Genomic DNA, 10928 nt, shown 5'->3' on the forward strand with positions numbered 1-10928 from the left:
CGCCTACTGAAGTTCTAGATCTGGGGAAATCGAAGCTAGCGGAGCCCAAAGCAGGCTGCCGAGGGACGGCGGGCGACCCTGGCCGAAGCGATCGCTCTCAAACCCGCGCGGGCGGTGGAGGCGGCCGAGCCATGCGGTGACGGTCTGCGGGCGGACGATAAAACGAACGTGGATCTGGTCCATCCGGGTGCACTCAGATCGCGAGATGCTGCGACGACCCGATGGCGTGTGGCTCGGATTGGAGCAGGACGAGCATCAGCTTCATCGCGGCCGATGCGGCATCGGCGAATTCGGCGTCGTGCTCGAACCGATCGAGCAAAGCCCCGGCATCCGCAGTCAGCACTAGGTGGCTCATCGACCAATCGCCGAAGGCTGGCTCCAGGACGGGTCCACACTCGACGACCTCGATGCCGGTATGGCGTAGGTCACAGCAGATCCGGTCGAAGGTCGCCTCCACGGCGGCGGCCGGCCCCTCCAGAGCCTGAACGAAGTACAGGCCGGTGAACATCAGCGCGCCCGTGATGCCAGCTTGCGCATTGCGATCGCGTGACACGATGAGGATCTGTTCGACCTGTCGGTGCACTTCCTCGGCGTCGCCCCTCAGGGCGCTGCGGCTCCGGTAGACCAACCGGAACAAGTCTGGGGTGTCGGGCGCGGTCATGCGGCCTCGCGGGCTTCGACGAAGGAGAGGAAGTCCGCCGCGGGCAGCGGCCGGCTGACGTGGTAGCCCTGGACCTGATCGCACCCGGACGCGGCGGAGAACGCGAATTGCTCGGCGGTCTCGACGCCCTCGACCGTGATCGTCATGCCGAGGCAGGTCCCCATGGTGATGATCGCCCGGACGATGGCGGCGCTCTCCGGGTCGCCCGGGAGCTGGCGCACGAAGGACTGGTCGATCTTGATCGTATCGAACGGGAAGCGGCGCAGGTAGCTGAGCGAGGAATAGCCGGTGCCGAAGTCGTCCATCGAGATGCCGACCCCGGCGGCCCGGAGCCGGGTCAGGGTGGCGAGCGTGCGCTCCTCGTCGGCCAGCAGCACGCCCTCGGTGATCTCCAGTTCCAGCCGCTTCGTAGCGAGCCCAGAGGCGGTGAGCGCTGCCTTCACGGTCTCGGCGAGGCGCAGGTCGCGGAACTGGACGGGCGAGAGGTTGACCGCCACCCGGATGTGCGACGGCCAGCGAACCGCCTGGGCGCAGGCCGTGCGCAGGACCCACTGGCCGAGCGGCCCGATCAGGCCCGTCTCTTCGGCGAGCGGGATGAAGTCGGCGGGGGAGACGAGGCCGCGTTCGGGATGGCGCCAGCGCACCAGGGCCTCCGCGGCGGTGATCCGACCCGAGCGGGCGTCGACCAGCGGCTGATAGTGCAGCTCGAATTCCTGCACGGCGATCGCCCGGCGCAGATCCGCCTCCAGGCTGCGCCGGGCCCGGACGCGGGCGTCGAGCGCCGGATCGAACCGGCGGAACGTGCCCTTGCCGTCGGCCTTGGCCTTGTAGAGCGCGAGGTCGGCGTTGCGCAGAAGCGCCCCCGGCTCGGTCCCGTCCGTCGGCGCGAGGGCGGCGCCCACCGAGGCCCCGACGGTGACGAGCTGCCCGTCGATCAGGAACGGCCGACCGACCAGTTCGATGATGCGGGCCGCCAGGGTCTCCACCCCCTCGGGGCCGGCCGTGCCGACCTGCAGCACCGCGAACTCGTCGCCACCCAGGCGGGCGACCACGTCGCGCGGGCCCAGGGCCGCGGTGAGGCGCCGGGCGGTCTTGCGGAGCAGCGCGTCGCCGATGCCGTGCCCGAGGGTGTCGTTCACCAGCTTGAACCGGTCGAGGTCGAGCACGAGGACCGCGAAGGCCCGGCCGTCGGAACCGCAGGTTGCCGCATGACGTGCCAGCAGGTCGTGAAAGCGGGCGCGGTTGGGCAGGTCGGTCAGCGTGTCGGAATAGGCCAGCGCGCGCATCTTCGACTCGGTCTGCAGCCGCTCCCTCTGGTCGCGAATGGCCAGCACGGTCTGCGGTTTGCTGCCGAGGGGCACCTCGCTGCGCAGGACGCGCACCGGCACGCGCTGTCCGTCGGCGCCGACGAGTTCCGCCTCCCGCTCCTCGCGCTCCGGAAGCGCCGAGACGGTGAGGCCGGGCAGCAGTTCCGACAGGCGCCGGCCGGCGAGCGCACCGGCCTCGACCACGGCCAGCCGTTCCAGGCTCCGGTTGGCGGTCTTGATCACCTCGCCGTCGCAGACCGCGAGCCCTTCGACGGCGAGGTTGGCGAGTTCGCGCAGGCGCTGCTGGTCGCGGCGCGCCTGAGCCCGAGCGTTCAAGGTCAGGCGCATCCCGATCACCGCCAACGCCAGCAGGCCGAGAGATACCCCGGCGACGACGGGTGCGATCACCTCCGGTGGAACAGCCTGAAGCGGCAACTCCCGTTCGGGATCGAAGGTCAGCGTCATCGCCGTCATGCCGCAGAAGTGCAGGACACCGATCGCGGCGACCAGCAGCGGTGCGCCGGCGCGCCGGAGATCCAGGCGGCGCTCCCCTGTCACGACCATCGCGACGCCGAACATGACCATGCTTGCCTGTACGGACACGGCCACGAGGACCGGATCCCATACGACGGTCCCGGCGACCACGTAGGAAGCCTCGCCGAGGTAGTGCAGGGCGGCGATGCTGCCCCCGAGAAGCAGGCCGATGAGGAAGCGATGGAGCCGCTTGCGCTGACCGATCGCGAGGGCGACGCTGATCCCGATGCCGGCGATGGCGACCAGGAGCGACAGGGCGGTCAGGGAGGGATCGAACCCTGCGGGCATGCCTGGCCGAAACGCCAGGAGACCGATCATGTGGGTGGCCCAGGCTGTGCAGCCTGAGGCGACGATGCTGGCGCCGGCCCAGAGCGTGGCAGCTCGGCCCTCCGACCGCGCCGCGTGCGTCGCGACCGAGAACGAGCCGTAGACGCCCACGACGCAGATCCCCGCAGCGAGCAGGATCAGCTGGTGATCGTGCGCCTGAGTGAGGCACGTGTAGACGGATCGCATGGCAAGCTCCGAGACGTCGAGCTTGAGATCCGCCGGTTAATTAATCACCACTCATCGATCTAAGAGGTAACCGGAGCACCGTGATCGTAGTGTTCTCTGATGAAATCCAATCTTATGATGGAAATACGAATTGCTAATTTGAACGAACCGTCTGCCGTCGCTGCGGATCGGCGCTGATCTCCGTTCGGGCGAGTAGGACCATAATCATCACTCATTCCGCCTTATGGCCATGCTCGCGATGAGCTCGTTGTCCCTTTAGCAAGTCCAACGCGTTGCCGAACCATGACGGCTTTCGAACTCATCCGCGCTCTGGCGCACGACGCTCCGATTGGCATCGTCGTCACCGATCCGATGATCGAGTCACCTGGACCGACGATCCTCTACGCCAACGCGGCCTTCGGACGGCTCGTCGGGCGCGATCTGGCTGACATCGTCGGGCACAGCCCCCGGTTCATGCAGGGCCGGGAAACCCGCCGGGCGACGCTCGACGCCTATCGCCACGCATTGGTGGCCGGCGAACGCTTCCACGGCTATCTCGCCAATTACCGCGCCGACGGCACCAAGTACCGGGCCGAGATCGATTGCCGGCCGTTGCGTGCGGCCGATGGGCGCATCGAGAACTTCATCTCGTTCGAGCGTGAGGTGATCCGGCGGATCGGGCGCCCTGTCGGCAGCGCAGCCGGGCGCTACGAACCAACCAGCGTAAGTAACGATGCCTTAACCGGCGTGCTACGCGCCCTGAATGTATTCGAACATGTATAAGTTGCATCGTGGCACAGGCTAACCCGTGACTATCGTCGTCTCGAAGACTCGAAGATAATCTGCGTCAATTTTTTAAAACCGAGTCGCGTTGCAAATATTTTAATGAGTAAGTAACGACTAGTATGTATTTTTATTACTTATGCGATACACCCGAGAGATAGGTCGACCGGGCGTTCCATCATTGCAGCAATCGTCCCGCCCAGTCTGAGGCGGGACGATGTATCCGCGCGTCGATTTTGACGTGCCTGTGCCGAACTGCTGGTCGAGGGTGTGCGACGAGCGCTTGATCCTCTGAGGCGAGGCGATGGGCGAACTTCTGCTGATCACCGACGATATCGCCCGCGGCCAGCGCCTGTCCCGGGGTCTGGGCGCGCACGGGACGTGGCACGTTCACGACCTCTACGAGGACAAGCTGCCGTGCCGGCAGCCCGATCTGATCGTCAGCGACGTCGAGACGCTCACGTCCGACGCCCTCATTCGGTTGCGCCGCGTCTTGGCGGCGATGCGCGGCGGAGAGGTCCCGTACCTGTTCCTCGTGCACGGCAACGTCGCTCGCGCCGAGGCGCAGGCCCAGATCTTGGGTGCGAGCGGCACGCTCACCAGCACGGCCGGCACGCAGCAACTACTCGACGCCCTCGGGCGCATGCGCGTGCAGATCCAACCGATCCCGGCCAGCGTGCGGAAACAAGCGACCGAGGCCCGGCACTTCCTGAAGCAGGTTCTCATGTCCGGCGCGCCGATCACGCCCGCCATGGCCGACGCCGGCACCGATCTCGTGGCGCGTGCCGTCGGCGAGAGCGGCATCTACGATTGGGTCCGAGCCGTCCAGCAGTTCGACGATGCCACGCACCAACACTGCCTGCTCGTGGCAGCCCTGGCGGCCGCTTTCTCGGGCGTTCTCGGGCTGCGGGCGGCGGACCGCCATCGTCTGACGAAAGCCGCCCTGCTGCACGATGTCGGGAAGATCCATGTCCCGACGCAGATCCTGAACAAACCGGGCAAGCTCACCGAGGCGGAGATGGCGGTGATGCGCACGCACCCCGTGCGCGGCCACGCCATGCTCGTGGACCAGGGGTTCGAGGCGGTGATGCTGACGGTCGTGCGCTCGCACCACGAAATGCTCGACGGCACCGGATACCCGGATGGGCTCACCGGTTGGGAGATCCCCGACCTCGTCCGCTTGGTGACGGTCTGCGACGTCTACGGCGCTCTGATCGAGCGTCGGCCCTACCGAGCGCCGATGACCGGCGAGAACGCCTACGCCATCCTCGACGGGATGACCGGTCGCCTAGACGACGATCTCGTGCGCGCGTTCCAGCCCATAGCCGCAGCGTTCGGTCCACCCCTGCGAGAAGCATGGCCCGGTCATGCACCTCATGCCGCTCACGCCCGCTGACCGCGACTCGCTGACCCGACTGGGAGACCTCCGATGAGCGCGCTCTACCGCCTCGTCTATGCCAGCAAGAACTTCCTGGAAGGGATCGAGGCCGAGGCCGCCGTCGAGCAGATCCTGGAGGCATCGCGGCGGGCCAACGAACGCTTAGAGGTCACCGGCGCGCTGATGTTCAACGGCGGGGCCTTCGCGCAGGTGCTGGAGGGGCCGCAGAAGGGCGTCGAGCAGACGTTCGAGCGCATCCAGTGCGATCCTCGCCACGGCGACGTAACGGTGTTGGAGGGCGGTCCGATCACGGAACGCGGCTTCGTGAACTGGTCGATGGCCTTCGTCGGGCGGTCGGCGCGGGGGCAAGCACTGTGGAACGAGTTGGCGGCGGAGAGCGGCTTTGATCTCGCGCGCCTGAGCGCGGATGCGGTGTTCACGATGCTGCACGACCTCGTGTTGGAAGAGGAGTCGTTGGGCAGCCTCGAGGATGCCCCCGCAGCGGATGCTCCGATCCAGCGATTGCCGGACGTGCCTCAGGCTCGTGAGGACGTAGCACGACCTGGGCCCGAGGTAGGAACCAACACCGAGCGGCAGGACGCGAGCGCTGACCAAGCAGGTGTCGTCGCGCTGGCGATCTTGAAGGCTGCTCTGGCGGACGAGCGCGATCGGACGACGGAACTTCGGGGCACCGTGGACGAGCTGCGCATCGCCATCGCCGATCCATGCCGTATGCGATCGGCTCCGGGCCGAGCGCGATCTGTGGATGCAGCGTGCCCGAGGCCTAATCGCAGTCCTCTACGAGGAGCCGCAGGCGATCCGCGTCACCCCCTGCGGTACCGAAGTCCTAGCTGCATAAGGCGTGGAAGCGCGGGATCTCTGATCGCATCGCTCGATCGGCCTATGAGGCCTCCATGACCCGAAGAAGCCGCTGCAGCAAGGGCGCCGGCGCATCCTGCCTCGGCGCACAGCGGGTCTGGTTGCGACCGCCCATCTTGGCTGCGTAGAGCGCTTCGTCCGCGAGGCGGTAGAGGTCCGTCAATTCAGCGGGCTCCGTCCCGTTCGGCATGACGGCGATGAGGCCGATGCTTACCGTGACGGCACCGGCTCCGATGCCGGCCGATCCGATCGCAAGGGTGGAGACTTCGGCGTGGATTTTCCCGGCGATGCGCAGGGCGCCCGCCTGATCCGTATCTGGCAGGAGGATGGCGAACTCCTCACCGCCCACCCGACTGACCAGGTCATGTGGACGATGAACACTCGCGGAGAGGCAGCGTGCCAGGCCCCGCAGCACCTCGTCCCCGACTTGATGGCCGTAGCGGTCGTTGAAGCGCTTGAAGTGATCGGCGTCGACGATGAGCAAGGCGAGCGGCTTGCCGGTGCGTCGAGCGTCTCCGCAGAGCCGTACACCGGCGGCCTCGAAAGCACGGCGGTTCGGCAGGCGGGTCAAAGCATCCGTGAGCGACATCCGTTCGAGTTCGGCTTGGATCTCTTCGCGCCGGCGCAACTCGCGCCCGAACAAGAGCGACAGAACGATGGTCACGCCACACAGCAACGAAACGATGCTACCGATGACGATGGCCTTCGAGCGCCATTCCTCACCAATCTCCCGTGCGGAGAGGGCCACGTTGAGGATGAGCGGCAGGTCGCCCACCTGCGTAAAGGTGTAATGGCGTTCGATGCCGTCGCGAACCGACGTCTCGACGAAGCTGCCGCTGCGCTCGCGTAGGAAGCCCCTGAAGGTCGCCGCGCTCGCGATGTTCACACCGATGTCGGCCTCGGCATAGGGATGGCGCATGATGCGCGTGCCATCGCGCAGGTACAGGTTGATCGCGCTGTCCGGGCCGAGACCGATCTGGTCGAAGAGACGCGTGAAATAGGACAGGTTCAGGGTCCCCAGCACCACACCACCGAACGAACCGTCGGGCTTATTGATGCGGCGGCTGAGCGCGATCATCCGGCTGCCGAGCAGGCGCGAGACCAACGGGCGGCTGATGACCAGGCCGAGGTCGGCCCGTGCCTTGTGCGCCTGGAAGTAAGCGCGATCCGCATAGTTGACCTTGCGTGCCGGGACGGCGCTGGCGTCGATAATACTGTCGCCGCTCTCATCGGTGACGACCATGACACCCATGTCGTGGGCAGTCGCGGCCCGATCGAATAGGACGAGTTGTCGTAGTTCAGGGCTCACCTGTCCGAGGCCGGGGGCTTTGAGGTTGTCGACGACGCCGCGCAGCGAGAGATCGTACATCTCGATGTTGCGAGCGATGTCGCGCTCAAGAACCTGGACGAGGTTCTTCGAGGTCTGTTCAGCCTTGTCCCAGGCGTCCTGGCGCAGGTCGAGTAGCATGACGCCCGACGCTGCAAGCATGCCGACCGGGGCCAGGACACCGAGTGCGATCCAGGTGCGTGCGTAGCGGAGCGGGCGTGTCCATCGCTGCAGCAGGGGCATCAGGTACCTCGCGGTCACGCCTACCCAAGCCTTCTCGAGTGTGACTGTGGCATGCCAGATCTTAACGGGACCTTGTATGCTGATGAGAACCGGTTCAGGGCGTAGGCGGACGCCGTGAACCGATCGGTGTAAGTAACGACGTGCTAACCGATGGACTGCGCAACCTCGGGCTATTCCGGCACGCATAAGTTGTTTTGTTTCTGTTCACGGACGCGTGAATACAGTCTTTGCGTGTTGATGTGTGTTATATTTTTCATCGTTATCAAGTTTACCGTAGCTTATTAAGCAAAAATAAATCGTTATTACGCCTTGTTGCCGCAAGCGATGATGCGACGGCTGACGTCTCAGCGGAATGATCTGGCGGCTGTGGCCTCCCAATCTGCCGCCTAACGGGCCAATGGATTTTGGGAGAAGACAGCCATGTTCGGTGGATTGCGCACGCATGCGGATCAGGCCGCCAAACTCGACGCCCTTGACCGCTCGCAGGCCGTGATTGAGTTCAGGCCCGACGGCACCATCCTGACTGCGAACGCCAATTTCCTGGCCGCCATGGGCTACACGCTGCCCGAGGTGCAGGGCCAGCACCACGGCATGTTCGTCGAGCCCCGCTACCGCGACAGCGTCGAGTACCGGAACTTCTGGGATGCCCTGCGGCGCGGCACCTTCCAGTCCGCCGAGTTCAAGCGCCTCGCCAAGGGCGGGCGGGCCGTGTGGATCCAGGCGAGCTACAACCCGGTGCTCGACCGCGCCGGCCGCGTCGTGAAGGTCGTCAAGTTCGCGGCCGACATCACCGCACAGAAGCTGCGCTCATTGGACAGCGACGGCCAGATCGCCGCCCTGCACCGCTCGCAGGCGGTGATCGCCTTCGATCCGACCGGTACGATCCTCGACGCCAACCAGAACTTCCTCGACGCGGTCGGCTACCGGCTCGACGAGATCCAAGGCCGGCACCACAGCATGTTCGTCGATGCTTCCGAGCAGCAGGGTGCGGCCTATCGGGGGTTCTGGGACCGGCTGGGCCGAGGCGAGTTCGCCGCGGGCGAGTTCCGGCGCATCGCGAAGGGCGGCCGCGAGGTCTGGATCCAGGCGAGCTACAACCCGATCAAGGATGTGGACGGCACGGTGCTGAAGGTGGTGAAGTTCGCCGCTGACATCACCGCGCAGGTGCACGAGCGCCAGCGCCGAGCCGAGGCGCAGCGCGCGATTGGCACGGATCTCGACGCGATCGGCACCGCGGTCGAGGCCGTCACGCGCCAGACCGCCGAGGCCGCCGGCATCGTGGGACAGGTGTCGAGCGACATCCAGGCGGTGGCCTCGGGCGCGGAGGAGCTGTCGGCCTCGGTCGGTGAGATCAGCCAACAGGTCAGCCACGCCGCGCGCATGGCCGGCGAGGCCGTCGAACAGGCGCGCCACACCGGTAGTATCGTCGAGGGCCTGAGTGGGCAGGCGACGCAGATCGGCGAGGTGGTGACCATGATCCAGGGCATCGCCTCACAGACGAACCTGTTGGCGCTGAACGCGACCATTGAGGCGGCGCGCGCTGGCGCGTCCGGCAAGGGGTTCGCGGTCGTCGCGTCCGAGGTGAAGGCCCTGGCCGAGCAGACCGCCCGGGCCACCGACCAGATCCGGGTGCAGATCACCGCGACCCAGGCGGCCACGCGCGAGGCGGTGGGCGCGATCGGCTCGATACAAGGCACGATCCGATCCCTCGACGAGGTCTCGGCGGCGATCGCGGCGGCGGTGGAAGAGCAGTCGGCGGTGACGCGGGAGATGTCGGGCAGCATGCACACGGCCGCCCATGGCGTGACGACGATCGCCGGCGGCATGGAGGCCATTGCCAGGGCGAGCGAGCAGGTCGATGCCGCCACACACCAGGTCCGTGTCGCGGCACGGGCGGTGGGCTGAGGTCGTGCACGACGCGAGTGAGGAAGCCGCCGTTCGGGCCAGCCTCGACAGCGCGCTCGAAGACCTACTCCGCTCCGCGGTCGAGGTGGGGCCGGAACCCCACGCTACGAGCTGCGCCCGGATCGACGCTGCTTTCGATCGCCACATGGTACCCCATCGGCAGCTGGGCTGGGCGATGGACGAGGCTGCCGTTTTGAAGCGTGCGCTGAAACAGGGCCTGCAGAGGCGAGCGTACCGATCCGAGGATCAGAACTCGGAGGTCTGCGGATCATGACGGCGACGGTCATCCCGCTGCGGCTTAAGCGCGACGAGACATCCGCTCTCGCCGGCTTCGATGCGGCCGCGGCGGACTTGTTGGCCGAGGGGCGTGCGCCAACTCTGTCGTCGGCACAGCTCGACGCAATCCTGATGAAACTGCGGCGTCAGCGGGCCGAGCCACTTACGATCAACGTCACGCTGGAGACACGGGCGTCAAGTGACGATGCTCGGATCGAGGTTATCAACGCGAAACTGTGCGTCGAGGTACGTAAGGGGTTGGTTCAGATCGACTTGTTGATCCAGCAGGCCGAGACGTGCGCCCGGGCGGTACGACAAGGTAGCGAGCCTATTTAATTCACGGCAGGCAACTATAGCTCCACTCGACCTCACCTGTTCTCGCTTATGCCGTAGGTGCGAGCGGCCCTCGCCATGCGGGCGAGCTGATCGAGATCCAAGTCCGTGTCATCAATCTGTAGGCCCTCGCCGAGGTAGACAAGTACCAGGCGCAACGCCGCGATCATCGTGTCCAGCGACTCCCCCAGGGCACGGATCTGTGCCGCGCGGGGCCCGAGATCGACGCCCTCAGCGAAGGCGCCGGTCAGGGCCGCCGTGAGACCCTGAACCTCACCGAACGGAACGATGGAATGGGATCCCACGGGGCTCATCGGCGCCTCAGGCTGCGCGCACGGTTGCGAGGAAGCGGCCGACCTCGGCGGTGAGGTGCTCGGATTGGCGCGACAGCTCGGAGGCCGCCCCCAGCACTTGGCTCGCCGCCGCACCCGTCTCCTCAGCCGCGCCCGCGACGCCCGCGATGTTGTGCGTCACCTCGCCTGTACCCTGGGCCGCCTGGCTGACGTTCCTGACGATCTCCTGGGTGGCCGCCCCCTGCTGCTCGACGGCCGCCGCGATCGAAGCCGCCACACCGTTGATCTCGCGGATCCGCCCGGTGATCCCGCCGATCGACGTGACCGCCTGTCCGGTCGAGGCCTGGATCTGTGCGATCTGCCCCGAAATCTCGTTCGTGGCTTTGGCCGTCTGCTCGGCGAGCGCCTTCACCTCGGAGGCAACGACGGCGAAGCCCTTGCCAGCGGCCCCGGCCCGGGCGGCCTCGATCGTGGCGTTCAGGGCCAGCAGGTTGGTCTGCCCAGCGATGGTCGAGAT

The 10928-nt window shown here is 66.5% G+C and carries 10 protein-coding genes; 5 read left to right on the forward strand and 5 right to left on the reverse strand.

Translation table 11 applies throughout. The features are described from left to right. Positions 1-193 precede the first annotated feature (193 nt). Both MKK84_RS05725 and MKK84_RS05730 read right to left on the reverse strand, forming a co-directional pair. Positions 194-661, reverse strand: a complete 468-nt coding sequence (locus MKK84_RS05725; RefSeq protein WP_243917417.1) for a BLUF domain-containing protein — start codon at positions 659-661, stop codon at positions 194-196. Further along, a complete protein-coding gene (locus MKK84_RS05730) occupies positions 658-3015 on the reverse strand; it encodes an EAL domain-containing protein (RefSeq protein WP_243917418.1) in 2358 nt (785 codons plus the stop codon). The genes MKK84_RS05725 and MKK84_RS05730 overlap by 4 nt, the downstream gene beginning before the upstream one ends. A 282-nt stretch (positions 3016-3297) precedes the next feature. On the opposite strand from MKK84_RS05730, the gene MKK84_RS05735 reads away from it, so the two are divergent. The 3 genes from MKK84_RS05735 (at position 3298) to MKK84_RS05745 (ending at position 6073) form a co-directional block, all read left to right on the forward strand. After that, positions 3298-3777 carry a PAS domain-containing protein gene (locus tag MKK84_RS05735; protein WP_243917427.1) on the forward strand — a complete coding sequence of 160 codons (480 nt, stop codon included), beginning with the start codon at positions 3298-3300 and terminating at the stop codon, positions 3775-3777. A 304-nt stretch (positions 3778-4081) separates the two neighbouring features. After that, on the forward strand, positions 4082-5173 hold the full coding sequence (locus tag MKK84_RS05740) for an HD-GYP domain-containing protein (protein ID WP_243917433.1): 1092 nt from the start codon (positions 4082-4084) through the stop codon (positions 5171-5173). A gap of 33 nt (positions 5174-5206) precedes the next feature. Next, positions 5207-6073, forward strand: a complete 867-nt coding sequence (locus MKK84_RS05745; RefSeq protein WP_243917435.1) for a BLUF domain-containing protein — start codon at positions 5207-5209, stop codon at positions 6071-6073. Here the strand turns inward: MKK84_RS05745 and MKK84_RS05750 are convergent. After that, positions 6057-7604 (reverse strand): sensor domain-containing diguanylate cyclase, encoded by a 1548-nt coding sequence (locus tag MKK84_RS05750; protein WP_243917437.1) that lies wholly within the window; start codon positions 7602-7604, stop codon positions 6057-6059. The two genes, MKK84_RS05745 and MKK84_RS05750, sit on opposite strands and share 17 nt — an antisense overlap. 420 nt (positions 7605-8024) lie before the next feature. On the opposite strand from MKK84_RS05750, the gene MKK84_RS05755 reads away from it, so the two are divergent. Beyond that, the gene (locus tag MKK84_RS05755) at positions 8025-9509 is read left to right on the forward strand and encodes a PAS domain S-box protein (RefSeq protein WP_243917439.1); all 1485 of its coding nucleotides are present in this window, start codon (positions 8025-8027) and stop codon (positions 9507-9509) included. A gap of 270 nt (positions 9510-9779) precedes the next feature. Continuing rightward, positions 9780-10121 (forward strand): hypothetical protein, encoded by a 342-nt coding sequence (locus MKK84_RS05760; protein WP_243917441.1) that lies wholly within the window; start codon positions 9780-9782, stop codon positions 10119-10121. Positions 10122-10153: 32 nt separating this feature from the next. Here the strand turns inward: MKK84_RS05760 and MKK84_RS05765 are convergent, their stop codons facing one another. Next, positions 10154-10432, reverse strand: coding sequence for a hypothetical protein (locus MKK84_RS05765; RefSeq protein ID WP_243917442.1), 279 nt, complete (start codon positions 10430-10432; stop codon positions 10154-10156). Between the two features lie 7 nt (positions 10433-10439). After that, the coding region (locus MKK84_RS05770) for a methyl-accepting chemotaxis protein (RefSeq protein WP_243917444.1) at positions 10440-10928 on the reverse strand (489 nt) is incomplete at its 5' end.

Source organism: Methylobacterium sp. E-065, from assembly GCF_022829605.1.
Taxonomy (GTDB): Bacteria; Pseudomonadota; Alphaproteobacteria; order Rhizobiales; family Beijerinckiaceae; genus Methylobacterium.

Coding starts and splice junctions, on each gene's coding strand:
- MKK84_RS05755 (WP_243917439.1), top strand. CDS start 8,025: ATGTTCGGTGGATTGCGCACGCATGCGGATCAGGCCGCCAAACTCGAC.
- MKK84_RS05750 (WP_243917437.1), bottom strand. CDS start 7,604: ATGCCCCTGCTGCAGCGATGGACACGCCCGCTCCGCTACGCACGCACC.
- MKK84_RS05765 (WP_243917442.1), bottom strand. CDS start 10,432: ATGAGCCCCGTGGGATCCCATTCCATCGTTCCGTTCGGTGAGGTTCAG.
- MKK84_RS05725 (WP_243917417.1), bottom strand. CDS start 661: ATGACCGCGCCCGACACCCCAGACTTGTTCCGGTTGGTCTACCGGAGC.
- MKK84_RS05730 (WP_243917418.1), bottom strand. CDS start 3,015: ATGCGATCCGTCTACACGTGCCTCACTCAGGCGCACGATCACCAGCTG.
- MKK84_RS05735 (WP_243917427.1), top strand. CDS start 3,298: ATGACGGCTTTCGAACTCATCCGCGCTCTGGCGCACGACGCTCCGATT.
- MKK84_RS05760 (WP_243917441.1), top strand. CDS start 9,780: ATGACGGCGACGGTCATCCCGCTGCGGCTTAAGCGCGACGAGACATCC.
- MKK84_RS05740 (WP_243917433.1), top strand. CDS start 4,082: ATGGGCGAACTTCTGCTGATCACCGACGATATCGCCCGCGGCCAGCGC.
- MKK84_RS05745 (WP_243917435.1), top strand. CDS start 5,207: ATGAGCGCGCTCTACCGCCTCGTCTATGCCAGCAAGAACTTCCTGGAA.